We start from the raw sequence: 20,618 nt of genomic DNA on the forward strand, positions 1-20,618 counted from the left end.
GAAGAGGGACTTAGAACCGCTTGTTTCACAAGCGGTTCAAGGTCTCCGCTTCGCTCCGGTCGGTGTTGCTCTACTGTGTTGCATTTATTTTGGTGTGTGATACAATCTTTTTGCGTACAATACAAGACTTTTAGGATGAGGTTTATGACATGAATAATGAAGCAACAAGCATAACTGAATTGAATAATTCCGGGAAAATGGCAGAAGCATATTTTGCCGGAGGTTGTTTTTGGTGTGTGACACCTATATATAAGATGTATGGTGTAGATAAGGTTATCTGCGGCTATGCAGGTGGTGATGAGGTTAATCCTACTTATGAGCAGGTTAAGCACCAGGAGACGGGGCACAGGGAGACCATAAAGCTGGTATATGATCCGGAGAAGGTTTCTTACGAGAGGCTTCTGGATATTTATTTTGCCAATGTGGATCCCTTTGATTCAGAGGGGCAGTTTATTGATAAGGGCTTTTCATATACCCTTGCAATTTTTTATAATTCTATTGAAGAAAAAGAAAAGGCTGAACTTAAGATTTCAGAGATAGAAAAAGGTTCAGATAAGAAGGTTCAGGTTGCTCTTATACCCTATAAAAACTTCTATGAGGCTGAGGAGTATCACCAGGATTATTATCTGAAAAATCCTGAAGCCTTTGAAAAAGAACTCATAGAATCAGGGAGAAAGAAAGCCTGATATTCAGAAGAGAGAAAATCAAAAATATTAAAATAAGTAGTTTGGAAATAGTTAGTTATGAAAAAGTTAGGTTTAATGGGGAATCGTACAACACATGAGATTGTTTTGAACATGCTCATTGCGGCGGTGAGCCTTTTTATTAATGGATTTGGTGTATATCTCACGATTCAGGCCAACATAGGAGCAGGTCCGTGGGATGTACTGAATCTTGGTCTTGCGAAAACGCTGGGGATTTTATATGGAACAGCTTCCATAGCTGTGTCCTACGCAATTCTTGGAATAGATATTGCACTGAAGGAGCCTATAGGAATCGCTATGTTTATAGATGCTTTGGTTGTGGGAAAAGCGGTTGATTTCTTTAATAGCATTCAGGCTGTGAAAAAATGTGATTCTATAGCGAGCGGCATTCCGGTTATGATCTTAGGACTTATCATCATGGCGTATACTCAGTATACATATATGAGTGCATCACTTGGCTGTGGCCCAAGGGATACGCTTCTTGTGGCTCTTGCCAAGCGTGCCAAAAGGGTTCCGATTGGTCTTGTCAGTATTGCGCTTCTTGGAACAGCAACGCTTATTGGATGGCTTCTGGGAGGACCTGTTGGGATAGGAACTGTTATATGTGCTTTTGCCACAGGACCTATTATGCAAATGGCATTTAAGACGGTTCATTTTGATGCGACACACGTGCATCATCAGCATCTTGGTGAATCTGCGAAGGTTTTCATGCATAAAAAAGCTGCCTGAAGAATATTGCTTTCAGAGTGCTTACAGACACAGATGAGTATGTTGGAAGCAGTGCATGGATGGAGGAAAGCTTGCTCCCTGGCAGGAGCCGGAATGGCAGAACCTTTAGTAAATAAATGTACAGGACAGGGGTTTATGAAACAATGGGTACATCCTATGACTGAGTAATAGATGTAAATTCAAGCGGTTTATGTTTTTCCCGGTATTGCCTTGGTGTCATGCCCTTAAAGCGCAAAAATATTTTCCCGAAGTAACTCTGTGAAGGGAATCCTACATATTCCGCGATGTGTGCCAGCGGCTCTTCAGAATATGTCAGAAGATTGGCAGCTCTGTCCGTTCTGACTATATTAACATAATCCTGAAACCGATTACCGGTCTCACGTGAGAAAATTCTGGATAGGTATGATTCGTTGATTCCGAGGGAATCAGCTATCGTACCTATTTTTATTTTGTTCATATAATTCTTGCTGACATAATCCCTGCATTTTTCCACATAACTGGATGTACGTATGTTGTTTTGTTTTGAGGCAACACGGTCTGTGAGGTCTGTTATGGCTTGATTGCGGCAGGATATCAGTGATGGTATGCTCTGGCAAGCATCCATCTTTTGCATATAGAAATCACTTATACGGTAGGCTTGAGCAGGAGTCAGGCCTCCTTCAATAGCGGCTCTGGTACACAGAGTTATGGACACTGCACATAATTTAGTCCAGTGTGAATATTCTTTTTTGGACATTCTTCCTATCTGGGTGTCCAGAGTCATGGTGTGCATAAGAGCGTCATCTGTCCTTCCTTCCCGAATACAGCTTAGAAGTGACTGTTCATCCATATAGGTATGGTGGTATGAGGTGTCTTCATCCGCAGATAAATCGAACAGAATCTGTTCATGTCTATTTGGCAATAGTAACGATTCCGGGAGGTTGTTAAGCGCAAGCAACTCAGAGTGATTATAACTTTTTCCACCGATAGTGCACGAGATTAGAGATATCAGATTAAGAAAATCTGTGAAGGCCATAACTTTCGGATCGTGCCCGATATGGGGATTTATGTGATGAAGACGATAATGTTTTCTAAGTTCACTACCGCTCAAGGGTCTTACACAAACAGGTCCCAATAGGAAACGAGTGTCTTTTTCCTTCAGACAGGCAAAAAACACGTTGTTGTCGTCAATTATGATTACCGGATAGGATTTGCCGCTTAGAATTGTTGCAATCCTGCTGCGTATTGTTCCATTATCCATAGATAGTTTTTCGCCGGTGAGTACATTCTCGGCTTTACCTTCCTCAATTACACATAGCTCAACTTTTGTTATTGCAGCTATATTCATAAGCATACTTTCAGTTTTATTCATTTTCCCTCGTATATAAAAAATAATTTGGCATGATAAAATATGTAAAAATAATATCATAAAGGTAAGAAAAACGATATTTATTTTTGATTCAGACTGTATACTGAAAACTACAAATGGTGATTATCACATGAGGAGAAAATATGAGAGTAGATAATGTAAGAATAAACGGCATTAGAAATCCTATAGGCTATGCCTTTGATACGATCAGGCTTTCATTTCGCATATCCGGAGCAGAGAAGGAGATGTCTTCATCCGGCGGCATGGACAGGGCAAAGATCATAGTCAGCCGCGACGCAGCTTTTTCCATGGTTGTATATGAGAAAGAGGAAACGGAGCCAAATAGCGCCTGTATACTGCTGGATTTTGTGCCTACTCCAAGGACAAGATATTTTGTAAAAGTATGGGTAGCTATGAAAAAAGGAGACTCATGCGAGAGTGTTTCAAATTACTTCTTTGAAACCGGCAAGATGAATGAGGAATGGAAGGCCAAGTGGATTACTCATAGAGATGAAGATACATTTCATCCTGTTTTCATCAAGAACTTTGAAACAGATAAGGCAAAGCGAATCTTAACGGCAAGACTCTATATCTCCGGCCTTGGGATGTATGAAGCATATATAAACGGAGACCGGGTGGGAGAAGAACTTCTTACACCGTATTATTCAGATTATCACAGGGAAGTTCAGTATCAGACCTATGACGTGACGAGGCTTATCGGTGAGCAAAACCGGATTGAAGTACTCATGGGTAACGGCTGGTATAAAGGTACTTTTGGCCTTGCGGGATCAAATGAAAACTGGGGAAGTAAATTCATGCTCTTGTCGGAGCTCCATGTAGTTTATGAGGATGGAACCGAAGATATCTGCGTGACGGATGACAGCTGGACATATAAAGGATCCGAAATAGAGGACAGTGATATCTATCATGGATATATCTACAACGGTTTGCTGTGGAAAGATAGGGAGAACTATGAAAAAGAGGCTCTGATAAGTGATTACAAAGGAAGTGTGATCTCAAGAATAAGTCCACCCGTGCTGGAGCAGGAAATCATTGCATTGAAGGAAATTATTACAACTCCAAATAAAGAGACGGTATTGGACTTTGGGCAGAATTTTGCGGGATATGTTTCATTCTACTCAGAGCTGCCAAAAGGCGCTAAGGTGGTGCTTGAATGTGCGGAAATTCTGCAGGACGGCAATTTTTACCACGACAATTACAGGGCAGCTAAATCTAAGTTTACATATATATCTGATGGCAAGAGCGGCTGGGTGAGCCCCAAATTCACATGGTTCGGATTCAGATATATCAAGATTACGGGATGGGTTGGCGAGATCACAAAGGAGAACTTTGTCGGAAAAGCAATCTATACATCCATGGAGAGGACCGGCTTTGTGCAGACCGGTCATGACAAGGTTAATAGACTCATAAGTAATGTCCTTTGGGGACAAAAATCAAATTCTATCGATTTTCCTACAGATTGTCCTCAAAGAGATGAAAGACTTGGCTGGTGCGGAGATGCGCAGGTATTTGCAAGGACTGCAAGCTACAACATGAGAACAGGAGCTTTTTACGACAAATTCATGCATGATCTCATGGAAGCACAGGAGCAATTGTCAGGGATAATGCCGGGAGTAATACCGGTTTTTGATAAAAACAGCGCCATATATTCAAGTGTCTGGGGGGACATTGCTACGATTCTTCCCACGGTTCTCTATGAGTATTTTGGAGACATATATGTGTTGAAAAAGCACTATCCTGCGATGAAGGCATGGGTGGACAGGATTACTGAGGATGACGCAAAGCGCGGCCAAAAATATCTGTTTGACTGGGGAGCACAGCTTGGTGACTGGCTGGCATTGGACGGAAGAACTGAGCAGAGTATGAGTGGAGGCACAGATGAATATTTTATAGGCTCCTGCTACTATGCTATGTCGGTGGAACTTTTGGCAAAAGCGGCAAAAGAACTGGGCTATGCATCTGATGAAGTATATTACTTAAACCTTCATGACCATATAAGAGAGGCGATTCTAAAGGAGTATTTTACCGATTCCGGCAGACTTTCTATAGATACGCAGACAGGATATGTAGTCTCACTATATACCGGTATCTACAAGGAAAAGCAGAGGGTTATAGATGGCCTTAAGAAGAGACTCTACAAAGACTGCTATAAGCTTAAATGTGGTTTTGTGGGAGCGCCTATATTATGCAGGGTTCTTGCAGACAATGATATGGTTGAAGAGGCGTACTATTTCCTGTTGCAGACCGGATATCCGGGGTGGCTGCATTGCATAGACCTTGGAGCAACGACCATATGGGAGAGGTGGAATTCTGTACTGGATGACGGACATCTATCCGGAACAATGATGAATTCCCTTAACCATTATGCCTTTGGTTCGGTGGAGGAATTCCTATACAGAAATGTAGCAGGAATAAAGCCGATTAAACCCGGATTCAAAAAGGCAGCCATAGAGCCCGCTCCCAATATAGGACTGCGTTATATGGATTGCACATATCGCTCAGTTTATGGAGATTACAGAGTATTCTGGGAGATAAAACAAGATGGAATGCTTCACCTTAAAATAGAGATTCCTTTTGACTGCAGCGCAGCTGTTAAACTTCCTTTTGCTCCAAAGCAGGTTGAAGGGTATGAGAGTGAAACCTTTACGGCCGGGGTATATGAATTTGAATATCAGCCGGAGAGGGACTTACTGTGTAGATACAGTGAGGGGACACTTTTCAAGGATATGATGACAGATAAGGAGGCTATGGAAATAATCCATGAGGATTCGCCTCTCCTGGAATACTTCTTATCCCAGGAGGACTATAGATATGAGAGCCTGTCTACATTATCCAATATGTTTTATATGGGCTTTTCTGATGAGATGATCGGAAAATTGAAAAAAGATCTAATGAAATTGCGCACTATAGGAGGAAATGAAAATGTTAAATCTGACAACAAAGCATGATGATCCGGAAGGGAATTTAGGATGGGGAGAGAGAATAGCATACAGTTCCGGAGGTTTTGGGTTTAATCTGATAAACGGTATCATAGGATCTTTCCTGACAATTTATTTTACTTCCGCAGTGGGGTTAAATGCCGGAATTATAGCAACTATTCTGGCTGTTTCCAAGTTTTTTGACGGTATATCTGACCTGATAATGGGGCGCCTGGTGGACAGGACTGATACTAAAATGGGAAAAGCAAAAGTATGGCTCTTCAGGATGTGCATACCTTTTGCGATATCCACAATGCTGCTGTTTTTTGTTCCGCAGAACTGGCCGTCTCTTGCTCAGTATATCTATGTATTTCTGCTGTACAATATTGTAAATGCGGTATTCCTTACAGGTATGATCGTGCCGTTTTATTCCATGGTGGGGCTTGTAACCAATAATAAATATGAGAGAGGCCTTCTGGGTAATCTGCAGCAGATATTTCAGACGCTTGCAAATGTAGTGGTCAATTCGACTTTTGTTACTTTCCTTGGATGGTTTACATCAAGCACGGAAACCCTCTATACGCAGAGGGCATTTACAATGACTATGATCATCTACTGTTTAGTGATGGTTCTTGTGTCACTGTTCTGCGTTTTCAATACAAAAGAGAGAGTAAAGGGTGAAGTAAAACTGCAGGAAACAAAAGCAGAAAGCAGCAAATCTGATAAAACATCATTCATTGAGACAGTTAAAGCATTGCTTCAGAATAAATATTGGCTCCTGCTGACTCTCGGAAATTTTGTCGTGTTTACCATCATCATTTTTTATGCAATGGGCAATGTTTTCTATGCTCAGTATGTGCTGTATGACATGTCAAAATATGGATTATTATCCAACGCCATTTCGATATCTCAATTCGCAATAATGTTCGCCACACCGGTAATTATGAAGAAGATATCCAAGGAGAAAATCTATACATTTGGTATGCTGGTTATGGCGATAGGCTTTTTGGCAACAGCAGTCTCCACAGTGCCCGTAATCCTTATTGCCGGAAATGTCCTCAAGGGGCTTGGAGTAGGCCTTTGCGGAGGAATGGCTCTTGGTATGGTAGCAGATACAGTTTCTTATGGAAAACTTAAGACAGGAATTGATACAATAGGTATGGGCAATGCAGGAATATCTGCTGCACAGAAGATCGGCCTTGGCCTGGGACAGGCTATTTTTGGATGGGTGCTGGCAGCAGCCGGATTTGATGGGGCCCTGGATGCTCTTGGACAAAGGCAGCCGGAGAGCGTATCTACAGCAATTAATTTCATGTACGGCTGGGTTCCGGCGCTTATGTCCGGAGCAATGTTTGTTCTTTTCCTTCTTTTCTATCGTTGTGAGAGAGACATAGAGAGGTTAAAGGAGCAGAATGCTTAAGCTGTTACAATTTAGACTCAAATGATGAGCATCATAATTGGAGAGAGTTTATGAACAGAGATTTTTTTTCTGCGGAAAAAGTAAATGTAAACATCACGGCAATAAGAAGTGCCTGCGGCGAAATAATGTATCTTATAGAGGGCGACAATAAAGCTGTTCTGATGGACACCAATCTGGGTGTAAAGGGACTTAGAAAGCTGGTGGATACTATCACTGACAAAGAGTATGAGGTTGTGATAACGCACGGGCATCTGGATCATGCCCTGGGAGTTCCGGAGTTTTCAGATAAAAATGTGTACATGAATCACAAAGATATTCCGCTATATCAGTCTATGCTCCCATTTGCCGAGAGGGACGGATATATTCATGCCAATCTGGGGCATGCCTTTGATGAGTATGGAATAACCAATAATGATTATGTTGAAGAGGTTCCGGAATTCGATTTTAAGGAGCTGCATGACGGTATGGTATTTGACCTTGGAGGCGTGACAGTAGAGATTTACGCCTATCCGGGTCATACGAAAGGCACAATGGTGCTTCTTATACCGGAGCTCGGAATTCTCATTACCGGGGATGCCTGTAATAAATCGACGTTTCTGTTTGATAGAATCTGCTCATCCGTAACTGAATACAGGCAGACCACAGTGAACCTGAGAGACAGGCTTTCAGGCAGATACGACAAGGTTTATATATGTCATCATGATATGGAAGTTGGAAAGGACATCTTGAACGAGATGATTGATGTCTGTGATGATATATTAGGTGGCAACACTATAGACAGACCGATGCCGTTTATGGGCGTGATGGGATATCTTGCTAAGGAAGCGGATGACCACTTTAACAGAATTGATGGGAAAAGCGCTAACCTGATCTATAACAAGGATAAGATATTATAGATTCTTGAACGCTTTTACCTTTTTGCGTTCAAGAAGTCATAATGATTTGTAAAAACCATTATACAGTAAGGACTGTGAATGGTTTTTACTTCATAGGAGAGAGGTTTTTATGGAAAGAAAATATAAAGCATTAAGTTCGCCGATTACCGTTGGGAGAACTGTTTTCAGGAACAGAATGTTCTCGGCACCCATGGGCGGAACTGATATAACAAATGACGGATGTATTGGACCAAAATCAACAGCTTTTTATGAGTTGAGGGCAAGGGGAGGAGCTGCTGCTGTTACAGTGTCTGAGCTAATGGTACACCCGGCAACCGACGGCTCACATGCATATCACCTGGATGAAAGCATACTGAATTCTCTTGCTGCCGCTACATACACAGCAGATGTTATAAAAAGACACGGAGCAGTTCCTTCACTGGAGTTATCTCATTCCGGCATGTTTGCAGGAACTTACATGACTGATAAAGACAGGCAGCATTCACTTAGCCAATGGGGACCTTCAGATACTGTCAGAGCAGATGGTGTAAAAGTCAAGGCGCTTACTAAGGATATGATCAAGGATATAGTAGCAGCCTACGGTCATGTGGCAGCTCTTGCGAAAAGGGCAGGATTCGAGATGCTTATGATCCATGGAGGCCACGGATGGCTTATAAATCAGTTTTTATCCCCAATGTTTAACCACAGGGATGATGAGTATGGCGGATCTTTGGATAACAGATGCCGCTTTGCAATAGAGGTTCTAAAAGAAGTAAGACACAGGGTAGGTGATTATTTTCCGATTGAATTCAGAATGAGTGGTTCAGAGCTGGTTCCCGAAGGATATGGAATAGAGGACGGAATAGAGATTGCAAAATTAGTAGAACCATATGTTGATATTATTCACGTATCTGCGGGAACCTATCAGAGAACCTTCGGCAATACCCATCCTTCCATGTTTACAGAACACGGATGTAATGTGGAACTTGCCGCAAGAATTAGAGAACATGTGAAAAAGCCTGTAGCAACAATTGGAGGACTAAATGATCCCGAGCAAATGGAAGAAATAATCTCATCGGGTAAGGCGGATATTGTCTACATGGCGAGAGCATTGCTGGCAGATCCCGAGCTTCCCAGAAAAGTGGTAGAGAACAGGGAGGCGGAGATTGTAAAGTGCCTTAGATGTTTCACCTGCATGGCAGAGAGAGCAGCTACTTCTACGAGAAGGTGTGCGGTGAATCCCCTCATAGGCCGCGAAATGGATGGGATAGAGGTTATGCCGTCTTCTGTGAAAAGGAAAGTAATAGTTGCCGGTGGAGGCCCGGGAGGGTTATATGCTGCATATACTGCGGCAAGAAGAGGGCATGATGTCACTCTGTATGAAAAAGAGAGCGAAGTTGGGGGAATACTTAGGAGCGAGCAGGGCATTACCTTTAAACATGAGATGTACGAGCTTTCTAATACATATAGATACCTTGCGGAGCAGGCAGGAGCTAAGATTATTACCGGAACCGGGGTCACAGAGGATCTGTTGGAAAAAGAGAAGCCCTATGCGCTAATAATAGCTACCGGTTCCAACCCCATTGTTCCCCCGATCAAGGGAATTCATGGAGACAATGTAGTTTTGGTGAATAATTATTATAAGGAAAAAGATAAAGTTGCTGATGACGTTGTAGTTTTTGGCGGAGGACTCGCGGGATGTGAATGTGCAATTCACCTCGGAATGGAAGGGAAAAACGTTCACATAGTAGAGATGAAGGACCGACTTGCTCCGGATGCCAATGTCAGGCACAGACCATTACTGCTCGCTGAAATCGAGAAATATGTGACGGTTCACACGGGTGTGAAAGGGCTTGAAATAACTAAGTCAGGCATAATCTGCGAAAACAGGGAAGGAAAACAGGTGCTCATTCCCGGAGAGACTGTAATTTGTGCTCTTGGGCAAAGGCCGAGTATTGATCAGGTAGAGCAACTAAAAGACACAGCGCCCTTTGTCAGGGTAATCGGTGATGCCGGAAGGGTCTCAAATATTACTAATGCTGTTTACCAGGGTTACTATGCTGCACTGGATATTTAATTCTTTTAAGTTGGATTCTTTTTTGAAAAAGTATACTGCCTATTCTCAGAAATAAGACCACTTGAAACGTTGTCATAACATTTGTAAAATAATTTCTGACTGCAAAAAACAAGTGTACTGACATGTTATCGGAGGGTAGAAATGAGTGAAGTTTTAGAGAAAGTAGATAAAAACGGGTTAACAGAAGCAGAATATCTGAAAAAATATAATCCTGACAAGTGGAAGAAACCATCACTTACATCGGATATATGTATAGTTGCCAAGGGTGCAGGGAGTAACAGGATATTACTTATAAAAAGAGGCAATCATCCCTGTCTTGGGAAATGGGCGCTGCCTGGTGGCTTTTCACAGGCAGGAGAGAGAATAGAAGAAACAGCATCCAGGGAGCTGGAAGAGGAGACAGGAATCAGGATGGATTCAAAGGCTCTTACGCTTGTCGGAGTGTATAGTAAGCCCGGTAGAGATCCCAGAGACTGGACGGTATCTGTTGCTTTTCTTGCCTGCGTAAATGAGGATGAGGTTAAGCCCATAGCAGGAGATGACGCCGCAGATGCTAAGTGGTTTTCTATTTCTGAAAAGGATGGGGAGTTCAGATTGGAAAATGGTGATCTTTCGCTGACTCTTTCTGATCTTGCATTTGATCATGATGAGATATTCAGGGATTCAATGGATAAGCTTATGACTTCTTGCGAGTAAAAGCGGAAATAGTCCACAAGAATTCACATAAATATTTTGGAGGGTATGAAAAATGTACATAACTGATGATGGAATTAAACTGAATATTAAACTGGATATGCCTAAAGGCAATCCTGAAAAGTGTCCTATTTGTGTGCTTATACATGGATTTACGGGACACATGGAGGAGAGACATATTGTAGCTGTGCAGGAGGCTATGAATGAAGTTGGACTTGCTGTTCTTAGAATTGATATGTATGGTCACGGAAGCAGCGAAGGAGAGTTTAGAAACCATACACTTTACAAGTGGTTGTCTAACGGAATGGCAGCTATAGATTATGCCAGAAGCCTTGATTTTGTGACAGATATCTATCTTTGCGGACATTCCCAGGGAGGACTTACCGCTATGCTTCTTGCCGGCATGGAGAGGGAGAGAGTAAAAGCACTCATTTCACTTTCACCGGCTTTGGTAATTCTTGATGGTGCAAGAAAGGGCGAGCTTTTAGGTAAACCTTTTGATCCTGATAATATTCCTGAAGAGCTTATGTCCTGGGATGGAAGAGCACTCAGCGGCAATTATGTGAGAGCAGCTCAGACACTTCACATTGAGGATGCAGCAAAAAGATTTGATAAGCCTGTTATGATAGTTCATGGTGATCAGGATGAGGCAGTGCCGGTGCAGTATTCAATCGATGCAAAAGACCTCTACAAAGACTGCAGACTTGAGCTGATAAAAGGAGATACTCATTGTTACGATAATGATCTTCCTGCAGTATTAAAAGTAGTCAAGGATTTTTTAAATAATAACTTGAAAAAAAATATTGGTTAGTGTATAAAGAATATGAAAAAAATATACAGACGGGAGCTTGTGTTACAGGCTGAGAGGAAGGTATAACCTTCGACCGAGAACCTGATTTGGATAATGCCAACGTAGGGATGCCTGATAATAGGAATTTACTCGCGGAAGTTACCAGATCGGTGCTTCCGCTTTTTTATTTCATAGGATATCCCAGTGGATTTTCTTTTTAATTTCATAGGATATCCAGTGGATTTCCTTTTTGGCCTAGCAGAGCACTTATCTTATTTTCCGGCCTGAAATTTGGATTCGCCGTCTGAGAAAAGAGGATGAAATGAAGAAAAGTAACTATTTACTTAGGATGGTAATGCTTGCAATGTTTGTTGCTCTGGGAGTTGTAATATCCCCCATTCTCAGGATCGAGGGTATGTGTCCCATGGCTCACTTGATCAACATTACATGTGCGGTGTTTATGGGACCGGGGTATGCACTTTTATGTGCACTTCTTATCGGAATTATCAGAATGCTGGTAATGGGAATACCTCCACTTGCACTCACAGGAGCGGTCTTTGGGGCTACACTTTCAGGTGTTTTCTACAAATTATCAAAAGGGAAAATTATTGCTGCTGTTCTTGGAGAAATTATTGGAACAGGAATAATCGGAGCCATAGTTTCATATCCTGTAATGACTTTTTTATGGGGAAAAGAAGGTCTTACATGGTTCTTCTATGTTCCGTCCTTTATCATGGGTACGCTTATTGGCGGAAGTATTGCATTTTTGCTTCTTGTAAGGCTTGAGGCAGCGGGAGTTCTTTCAAAAATTCAGAACAGTTTAAAAGATATGAATAATGAACCTACTAAAGCAAAGGTGATCTAAATGTCAGATCTGATACATTGTATTACAAATCCAATTTCAATGATGCAGTGCGCTAATGCTGTGCTTGCTCTGGGTGCTAAGCCGATAATGGCTGAGCACCCTCTTGAGGTTTATGAGATTACTGAAACAGCATCAGCGCTTTTAATTAATACCGGTAATATATCGGACACCAGAATGGAAGCTATGAAGATTTCATATGACGCAGCGCTGATGGGACATCTTCCTATTGTGATTGATGCCGTAGGTACTGCGTGCTCGAAGCTTAGGCGGGAATTTGTGTCAGAGCTTCTTGAAAAAACAAATAATCGTCAAAATCAGTTTCTTTTACTAAAGGGGAATTATTCGGAGATTAAGGCTTTAGCAGATGCAGCCTATAGAGGAAAGGGTGTAGATGCGGAAGAGAGTCTTGATGAAAACGATATCATAGATGCATCAGGGATGCTTTCACAAAAATATGGAGTGGTAGTTCTGGCAACTGGTGCAAAGGACATTATCACAGGAAAAGAAGGAACATTTTTGGTAAGTAACGGACACCCTGCCATGAGCAGCATTACCGGAACCGGATGTATGCTTGGAGCAATATGTGCAACCTATCTTTCGCGTAAGGAAAGCATAGATTCTGTTGTCAAAGCCTGTAGCTTTTTTGGAATAGCAGGAGAAGTAGCTTATGAAAAGCTCGTAGCTAAAAAGCACTTTTCTGAGGTTAATGATGGAATAGTTGTAGGCTGTGGAAGCTTTCTCGTTGGCCTTCTCGATGCGCTTTCATTAGTGGATTTGGAGATGATAAGAAGACGTGAGAGGATAGAGCAGCTTTCATAAAATGTTATTTTCAATATATCTGTCAACAATCAGAAAGTATTTTGAAAAAAAGTTAGTTTAAGTTGGAGAAGAAATGAGATTAGATAGAGAAAAATTAAGGTTGTATCTGGTCACTGACAGCACGGGGCTCTCTGATGAATGCTTTTTACACAAGATTGAAGAAGCATTGATCGGAGGAGTGACGATAGTGCAGATACGAGAAAAAGATAAATCCACAAGGGAATACATGGAGCTTGCAGCAAAAGTCCATGAGCTTACGAAGAAATATAACGTGCCGCTGATCGTAGATGACAGAATAGATGTGGCAATGGCGATTGATGCTGAGGGTGTGCATCTTGGGCAGAGCGATATGCCTGTTGACATTGCCAGGGCTATAATCGGTGAGAATAAGATCATAGGTGCCACTACTAAAACAGTAGAGCAGGCTAAGGAAGCCTATGAGAAAGGTGCAGATTACCTGGGAGTAGGAGCAATTTATCCAACAACAACCAAGGTGAAGACAATACTTACTTCTGTTGACACTTTAAAGGATATTTGCGCTGCAGTTCCAATTCCGGCCAATGCCATAGGCGGCCTTAATAGGGATAACATGCAGATTTTAAAGGGAGCGCCGATTGCAGGTATCTGTGTGGTCTCAGCCATAATGAAGTCTGACGATCCAAGGAAAGCTGCCGAGGGACTTGTTGAAGGATTTCTGGCGCTCTGATAAGAATTTAACTTCTGGAATGAAGTAACAAGAAATGAGAAGGTTGCCTTTATTCTTGCGAGAACATGAACTGGTCGAAAATGGCAGGATGAACAAAGATAGACTGTATACCGGGCAAAAGCAGTTAGAATAGCAGGAGGAAAAGTGATACAGAAAACAGTTTTGACAATTGCTGGAAGTGATTCATCAGGTGGGGCAGGAATTCAGGCTGATCTTAAAACAATGGAAGCCCATGATGTGTACGGGATGAGTGTGATAACAGCGCTTACAGCACAGAACACAATGGGGGTAAGCGGCGTTCTTACTGTGGATAAGGAATTTGTTGCTGAGCAGCTACGGGCGGTATTATCTGATATTACGCCGGATGCAGTAAAAATCGGAATGCTACCGGATATAGGAATTATGGAAACAGTAGTGGAAGCCATTGATAAATACAGGTTGACAAATATTGTACTTGATCCGGTCTTGAAATCCACTTCCGGAACAGATTTATCCAAGGAATCAGCCCTTGAATATATGAAAACAATGCTTTTTCCAAAGTGCACTCTCATAACACCTAACATACCGGAAGTAAAAAGAATCTGCGGTATTGATATTAAATCAAGTAAGGATATGGAAGAGGCAGCTAAAATCATATCTTACAGTTACAAGTGCAATGTACTGATAAAGGGTGGACACAGCACTTTTGAAGGCGATGAAAAGAGTAATGATTTGTTATTTGTCACAGGGAAAAATACTTTGCAAGAAGATTTCAAAACAAGAAAATCTGAAGATGGGAAACTTATCACTTACGAGGGTGAAAGAATTAGTAATCCAAACACTCATGGAACAGGCTGCACGCTTTCCAGCGCTATAGCATCAAACCTTGCAAAAGGGATGAGCCTTGAAGATGCCGTTAAAAGTGCAAAAGAATATATCGAGGTTTGTATAAGAGCAGGACTTAAACTTGGACATGGCAGAGGACCGCTATATCACGGAATTTGTCACAAAAACAGAAATTAAAATAAATGAAAAGAGGAATATTTATGAGTACATACACAACTCAAATGGACGCAGCAAGAAAAGGAATCATCACAAAAGAAATGGAGATGGTTGCAAAGGATGAGTACAGAACTCCTGAAGAAATAAGGGACCTGGTGGCAAAAGGTCAGGTTGCTATTTGTGCAAATAAAAACCATAAGTGTCTTAAGGCAAAGGGCGTAGGCTCCATGCTCAAGACAAAGATCAATGTAAATCTTGGAGTTTCCAGAGACTGCAAGGATTACAATATCGAGATGGAAAAAGTTATGGCTGCAGTAAATATGGGAGCTGATGCAATAATGGATTTATCATCTCATGGAAATACTCAGCCTTTTAGAAAAAAGCTTGTTGAGGAATGTCCTGTTATGCTTGGAACAGTTCCCGTATATGACAGCGTAATCCATTATCAGAGGGATTTATCTGAACTCACAGCTAAGGACTTCATTGATGTTGTAAGACTTCACGCAGAGGATGGTGTGGATTTTGTAACTCTTCACTGCGGAATAACAAGAAAGACAATTGAGCAGATTAAGAAGCATAAAAGGAAGATGAATATAGTTTCAAGAGGAGGCTCCCTCGTTTTTGCATGGATGAGTATGACAGGAGAGGAAAATCCTTTTTATGAACACTATGATGAAATTCTTGATATATGCAGAGAGTATGATGTGACCATATCTCTTGGTGATGCCTGCAGACCGGGATGCCTTGCTGATGCCAGCGATGTTTGTCAGATAGAGGAGCTTGTGAGGCTTGGAGAACTGACAAAGAGAGCCTGGGAAAAGGACGTACAGGTTATGGTTGAAGGACCCGGACACATGCCAATGGACCAGATTGAGGCAAACATGAAAATGCAGCAGACAATCTGCATGGGTGCGCCTTTTTATGTACTCGGACCTCTGGTTACCGATATTGCTCCCGGTTATGATCATATAACTTCAGCCATAGGTGGTGCCATCGCCGGGGCAGCAGGCGCGGCTTTTCTTTGCTATGTAACACCCGCAGAGCATCTGGCACTTCCTAATGTAAACGACGTAAAACAGGGAATAATAGCATCAAGGATAGCAGCTCATGCGGCTGATATTGCCAAGAAAATTCCTCATGCAATGGACATTGATAATGCCATGGCAGAGGCAAGACAGTCCTTTGACTGGGATAAACAGTGGGAGTGCGCAATAGATCCGGAAACTGCAAAAGCAATCAGAGATGACAGGGCACCTGAATTTGATGATACCTGCTCAATGTGCGGAAAATTCTGTGCTGTCCGCAGTATGAACAAAGCCCTTGCCGGTGAGCATATTGATATTCTGTAATTAGCTTTTTGGTACCCGAATTATAAAAATAAATAGTCAGATGCTGTAATTCTACTGGATTGATACATATACAAATATCAATATCCACGAATTTATTGCTTCTCCCTTGATGGACATTTGTTGGACATCTACTTCTATTATTAAAAATGTAAGAGGTGTTTAGAACAAAATTCTTATAAGGGGGAAGCATTATGAAGAGAAATATGCTTAAAAAAATCGTGGTAGTATTTTCTGCAACTGTTATGGCAGGAGCGTTTATTGCGGGATGCGGGAAGCTCAGTGCAAAGCCTGCTTACATAGAAAAAGGAGTATATTACAACTATGCAAAGGACGATGTGAATCCGGACAAGACCTATTTCTATGTATTTGTAGAAGATGATCACGGACATTCAGAAGATCCCACAAATGGCGCAGGATTACCATTTGACTATGTGCAGGAAGATGGCAAGATAAAATTCCGTTTCGGTGGAGTGACAGAGGATTGGGATACTTTCGAAGTTACATCTGCTGATCATGGCATTATAACCGGACATTTTAAGAATGGTCGTGAAATGGTATTTGAACCTGTTCCGGGAGTTGATCCCGCTACTTTTGATGGTGAAGTGTTTATCAATCAGCAGGGCAGCAGTGTAGAGGATACTGCCGAATGATAGAACCGGTGGCGCTGATTTCTTTGGAGAAACAGGAAACAATACTTATGTAAAAAATTTTTATCATATGGGGTAAGGGCTTCTAAAAAATGTAGAAGTCCTTATTTTTTCGTTGATTACAATATGCTCACGTGGTAAAATATAAAATAGTTTAGATAAAGCTAAAGCAATGTGAGATATTTATGGACACAAGAGTATGCAGGCACTGCCTTCTGAGGGATTTGGAAGGCGATGAAAAGGAAATGATTCAAAAATACCGGGATGCCATTGATCCGGAGGATAGGGTATCAGAGGCAGTCTATGAGAGCAGGCTTAAGGTATGCACCGAATGTGATAAATTATCAAGCGGGACCTGCCTTGCATGCGGCTGTTATGTGGAACTTCGGGCACTTGGCATTGTATCTCGTTGTCCAAAGAAAAAATGGTAATAGTCAAAGAACTAAGGAGGAGAAAGCATTGGCTAAACTGGTAATCAATAACGAAAGCAAAAAGTCTAAAATTGCACCTGAAATCTACGGACATTTTTCCGAGCATCTTGGAAGATGTATCTATGAAGGACTTTATGTAGGTGAGAACTCTGATATTCCGAATGTAAACGGAATGAGAACAGACGTGGTAGAAGCTCTAAAGGAGATGAAAATACCGGTACTTCGCTGGCCGGGTGGATGCTTTGCTGACGAGTATCACTGGATGGACGGAATCGGTCCTAAGGAAAAGAGAAAGAAGATGATCAACACACACTGGGGCGGTGTTGTTGAGGATAACAGCTTTGGTACACATGAGTATTTTGAACTTGCAAAGCAGCTTGGATGCAAGACCTATGTTAACGCCAATCTTGGTTCAGGTACTGTAAGAGAGATGAGCGAGTGGGTTGAATACATGACCTTCAACGGTGTGTCACCTATGGCTGATTTGCGTAAAGAGAATGGTCATGAGGAGCCCTGGACAGTAGACTACCTCGGCGTTGGTAATGAGAACTGGGGCTGCGGTGGTAACATGAGACCCACATTCTACGCAGATGAATACAGAAGATATCAGACCTATGTAAGAAATTATAATGGCGCTAAGCCTATTTCCAAAATCTGCTGCGGACCTAATGTAGATGATTATAATTGGACAGAAAAAGTTCTGGAGACCTGCTTTGACCATACACCTGCGCACTTCCATGGCTTTATGGATGGTCTCTCACTTCATTACTATACACTTCCTGAAACAGAGGGTGACTGGAACTTCAAGGGATCAGCTACTAACTTCACAGAGGAAGTATTCTACCAGACTCTTAAGAGAAGCTTCTACATGGATGAACTCATTAAGAGACATGGCGCAATCATGGATAAATATGATCCTGAGAAGAAGATTGGCCTTATGGTTGATGAGTGGGGTATCTGGACTGATGTTGAGCCCGGAACAAATCCCGGATTCCTTTATCAGCAGAATACAATGCGTGATGCTCTTGTTGCCGGCATGAACCTTAACCTGTTCAATAAGCATTCAGATCGTGTGAAGATGGCATGTATCGCTCAGCTTATAAACGTTCTGCAGTCAGTTATGCTTACTGATGGCGAGAAGATGATCAAGACACCTACATACTATGTATTTAAGATGTTCAAGGATCATCAGGATGCAACACTTCTTTCCAGCGAGCTGCTTAATAACAGTACAGTTGGTGCTGATAAGAACGAGCTTCCCAAGATTTTCGAATCTGTTTCAGAGAACGAAAATGGTGTTATAACAATCACACTTACAAACAACTCTCTTGAAGCTGCTGAGGATATTGAAGTTGTTCTCACTAAGGATGGCGCTGCTTATAATGTTTCTGCTGCAACTGTTGTAACAGGCAAAATGGCAGATCATAACACATTTGAGAATCCTGAGGTTGTTAAGGAAGCAGAGTTCAAGGATTATAGCAAGACTGAAAACGGAATTAGTGTAAAGATTCCTGCATGTTCAGTACTTATGCTTCAGCTTAAAAAATAATATATTAGAAGTCAAAAACATTCAGAATCCGCTAATTTACTGAGTAAATTGCTACTTCTAAAGTAAAAAATGCTCCACCGGGCTTGGTAGAATCCTGCCCGGTGGAGCTTATTTTTAAAAATGATCAGTGGGTAGGGGAGAAGTCCGTAAGACATTGCACAGTTTCCTGTTTCCATAAGACTGCTGAGTTACTGTTCAGACAGCTCTGCGCACTTGCTGCGCTGAGCGTGAGAATGTTCTACGTCTTGAATATAGGATTTGCCCCTTTGCCGAAGGCAACTGGAATGGGCAAATCCAGTTGCTGTGAGCACCGTAAGGTGTGAACAGTAACACTGCTGAAACTTAGTAGAATTTTATTCGTAATCACGTTTGACGCTGCAAGAGTTTTGTGTTATCTTTTCTTGCGACCGAATGCTTTTATCTTTTTATTAATAATGGCATTTTGAATTCAGAGAGGTCGGTCGCTCTCAGAAAAGAGGAGAACAATATGAAAAAAAGACTTGTAGCAATGATCATGGGATGCATGCTTGCTGTAACAGCAGTAGGCTGCGGCGGATCAAAAACTGCTGAGACAGTAGAAAACACTGAGGCAGCAGAGGAGACTGCTGAAGCCGGAAATGAGGAAGAAGCAGACGCTGGAGAATCAGAGGACGGAGCTTTAGAGGAAAATGCAGAGGAAACAGAGGATGCTGCTTTAGAGGAAAATGCAGAGGAAGCAGAGGCTTCAAAAGAGGCCGCAACAGAAGGTGAAGAAGCAGAAGCAGGCTCATTTACAGACAGATCAGGTAATGAGATTACACTTCCTGAAAAAGCAGAAGCTATTATTTCCATGGCTCCTTCAACAACACAGGTTCTTATTGACCTTGGTCTTGGTGATAAAATCGTAGCTTGTGATACTTATTCATATGCAAGTTTTGAATCTGAGCTTAATGCAGACATTCCTCAGTTTGATATGATGACACCTGATCAGGAGCAGATTATAGCTCTTGGCGCAGATATCATTTTCACATCAGGAATGAGTGCCAGCGGCGGTACAGATGTGTTTGAAGCAGTTCGTGAATCAGGTGCCTGCGTTGCAGATATTCCAAGCAGCGCATCTCTTGCAGATATTGAGAAGGACATCGAATTCATAGGTGAATGTGTAGGTAAAGAGTCTGAGGCAGAGTCAATTGTTAATCTTATGCAGACCAAGATTGATGAGCTCGCAGAGATTGGTAAGTCAATTCCTGAAGAAGAGAAGAAGACTGTTCTTTTTGAACTTTATACACCTTCTGCTGAGAATCCTATGATCTATACAGCAGGAAAGGGCACATATATCAACGAAATGCTTGAAGTTATCGGCGCTAAAAATGTAGCCGAGTCAGAGGCTGACCAGTGGCCTGCTCTTTCAGAGGAATCAGCCGTAGCTTCCAATCCTGATGTTATTCTTACCGCAGATATGTATACACCTGATGTGATTAATACTATACTGTCAATGAAGGGTTGGGAAAACGTAAATGCCGTTGTAAACAAAGAGGTATATCAGCTTGATGGAGATGCTGTAAATCGTCCTAACCACCACGTAATAGATGCCATGATCGAGATGGCTACATCTATTTATCCTGACAAGTATTCAGACGAAGCTCTTGACGATGCTGCATAAAAAGTCATATCTGATTACGGAACTCTGCACTACCTGCCGGGTTCGTGAGAATAT

The 20,618-nt window shown here is 41.9% G+C and carries 18 protein-coding genes and 1 riboswitch; of the genes, 17 read left to right on the forward strand and 1 reads right to left on the reverse strand.

From position 1 onward, the window contains the following. Positions 1 to 149 precede the first annotated feature (149 nt). Together msrA and G622_RS0109095 are read left to right on the forward strand one after the other, a co-directional pair. Positions 150 to 686 (forward strand): peptide-methionine (S)-S-oxide reductase MsrA, encoded by a 537-nt coding sequence (msrA, locus tag G622_RS0109090; RefSeq protein WP_242832986.1) that lies wholly within the window; start codon positions 150 to 152, stop codon positions 684 to 686. A gap of 57 nt (positions 687 to 743) precedes the next feature. After that, entirely contained in the window at positions 744 to 1,433 is a 690-nt protein-coding gene (locus G622_RS0109095) for a YczE/YyaS/YitT family protein (protein ID WP_242832987.1), read from the forward strand. A gap of 154 nt (positions 1,434 to 1,587) precedes the next feature. Here G622_RS0109095 and G622_RS0109100 read toward each other — a convergent pair whose 3' ends face one another. Beyond that, the gene (locus G622_RS0109100) at positions 1,588 to 2,784 is read right to left on the reverse strand and encodes a helix-turn-helix transcriptional regulator (RefSeq protein ID WP_026510460.1); all 1,197 of its coding nucleotides are present in this window, start codon (positions 2,782 to 2,784) and stop codon (positions 1,588 to 1,590) included. A 140-nt stretch (positions 2,785 to 2,924) separates the two neighbouring features. On the opposite strand from G622_RS0109100, the gene G622_RS22320 reads away from it, so the two are divergent. From G622_RS22320 to G622_RS22345, 15 genes are all read left to right on the forward strand, one after another. After that, positions 2,925 to 5,750: an alpha-L-rhamnosidase gene (locus G622_RS22320; RefSeq protein WP_044957403.1), complete on the forward strand. Its 2,826-nt coding sequence runs from the start codon at positions 2,925 to 2,927 to the stop codon at positions 5,748 to 5,750. Then, entirely contained in the window at positions 5,725 to 7,140 is a 1,416-nt protein-coding gene (locus G622_RS0109110) for an MFS transporter (protein ID WP_026510461.1), read from the forward strand. The genes G622_RS22320 and G622_RS0109110 overlap by 26 nt, the downstream gene beginning before the upstream one ends. Before the next feature lie 50 nt (positions 7,141 to 7,190). Continuing rightward, entirely contained in the window at positions 7,191 to 8,036 is an 846-nt protein-coding gene (locus G622_RS0109115) for an MBL fold metallo-hydrolase (RefSeq protein WP_026510462.1), read from the forward strand. Positions 8,037 to 8,145: 109 nt separating this feature from the next. Beyond that, positions 8,146 to 10,092 carry an oxidoreductase gene (locus G622_RS0109120; RefSeq protein ID WP_026510463.1) on the forward strand — a complete coding sequence of 649 codons (1,947 nt, stop codon included), beginning with the start codon at positions 8,146 to 8,148 and terminating at the stop codon, positions 10,090 to 10,092. A gap of 141 nt (positions 10,093 to 10,233) precedes the next feature. Next, on the forward strand, positions 10,234 to 10,788 hold the full coding sequence (locus G622_RS22325) for an NUDIX domain-containing protein (protein ID WP_044957405.1): 555 nt from the start codon (positions 10,234 to 10,236) through the stop codon (positions 10,786 to 10,788). 52 nt (positions 10,789 to 10,840) lie between these two features. Next, the gene (locus tag G622_RS22330) at positions 10,841 to 11,596 is read left to right on the forward strand and encodes an alpha/beta hydrolase (protein ID WP_044916244.1); all 756 of its coding nucleotides are present in this window, start codon (positions 10,841 to 10,843) and stop codon (positions 11,594 to 11,596) included. A gap of 21 nt (positions 11,597 to 11,617) precedes the next feature. Then, a riboswitch (TPP riboswitch) is annotated at positions 11,618 to 11,722 on the forward strand. 175 nt (positions 11,723 to 11,897) lie between these two features. After that, positions 11,898 to 12,440 carry an energy coupling factor transporter S component ThiW gene (gene thiW / locus G622_RS22335; protein WP_044916247.1) on the forward strand — a complete coding sequence of 181 codons (543 nt, stop codon included), beginning with the start codon at positions 11,898 to 11,900 and terminating at the stop codon, positions 12,438 to 12,440. Next, positions 12,441 to 13,259 (forward strand): hydroxyethylthiazole kinase, encoded by an 819-nt coding sequence (gene thiM, locus G622_RS22340; protein ID WP_044957407.1) that lies wholly within the window; start codon positions 12,441 to 12,443, stop codon positions 13,257 to 13,259. A gap of 73 nt (positions 13,260 to 13,332) precedes the next feature. Further along, a complete protein-coding gene (thiE, locus tag G622_RS0109145; protein ID WP_026510464.1) occupies positions 13,333 to 13,965 on the forward strand; it encodes a thiamine phosphate synthase in 633 nt (210 codons plus the stop codon). 144 nt (positions 13,966 to 14,109) lie between these two features. Further along, the gene (gene thiD / locus G622_RS0109150) at positions 14,110 to 14,967 is read left to right on the forward strand and encodes a bifunctional hydroxymethylpyrimidine kinase/phosphomethylpyrimidine kinase (RefSeq protein WP_242832988.1); all 858 of its coding nucleotides are present in this window, start codon (positions 14,110 to 14,112) and stop codon (positions 14,965 to 14,967) included. 23 nt (positions 14,968 to 14,990) lie between these two features. Further along, positions 14,991 to 16,295 carry a phosphomethylpyrimidine synthase ThiC gene (gene thiC / locus G622_RS0109155; RefSeq protein WP_026510466.1) on the forward strand — a complete coding sequence of 435 codons (1,305 nt, stop codon included), beginning with the start codon at positions 14,991 to 14,993 and terminating at the stop codon, positions 16,293 to 16,295. 191 nt (positions 16,296 to 16,486) lie between these two features. Further along, on the forward strand, positions 16,487 to 16,945 hold the full coding sequence (locus G622_RS0109160; RefSeq protein WP_026510467.1) for a hypothetical protein: 459 nt from the start codon (positions 16,487 to 16,489) through the stop codon (positions 16,943 to 16,945). 182 nt (positions 16,946 to 17,127) lie between these two features. Further along, positions 17,128 to 17,373 (forward strand): DUF6171 family protein, encoded by a 246-nt coding sequence (locus G622_RS0109165; RefSeq protein WP_026510468.1) that lies wholly within the window; start codon positions 17,128 to 17,130, stop codon positions 17,371 to 17,373. 28 nt (positions 17,374 to 17,401) lie between these two features. After that, complete coding sequence (locus G622_RS0109170; RefSeq protein WP_026510469.1) at positions 17,402 to 18,922, forward strand: alpha-N-arabinofuranosidase; 1,521 nt, start codon at positions 17,402 to 17,404, stop codon at positions 18,920 to 18,922. Positions 18,923 to 19,409: 487 nt separating this feature from the next. Next, positions 19,410 to 20,564, forward strand: a complete 1,155-nt coding sequence (locus G622_RS22345) for an ABC transporter substrate-binding protein (RefSeq protein WP_049945766.1) — start codon at positions 19,410 to 19,412, stop codon at positions 20,562 to 20,564. Positions 20,565 to 20,618 lie beyond the last annotated feature (54 nt).

Origin of the sequence: Butyrivibrio sp. LC3010, from assembly GCF_000424385.1 — a bacterium.
GTDB lineage: Bacteria > Bacillota > Clostridia > Lachnospirales > Lachnospiraceae > Butyrivibrio.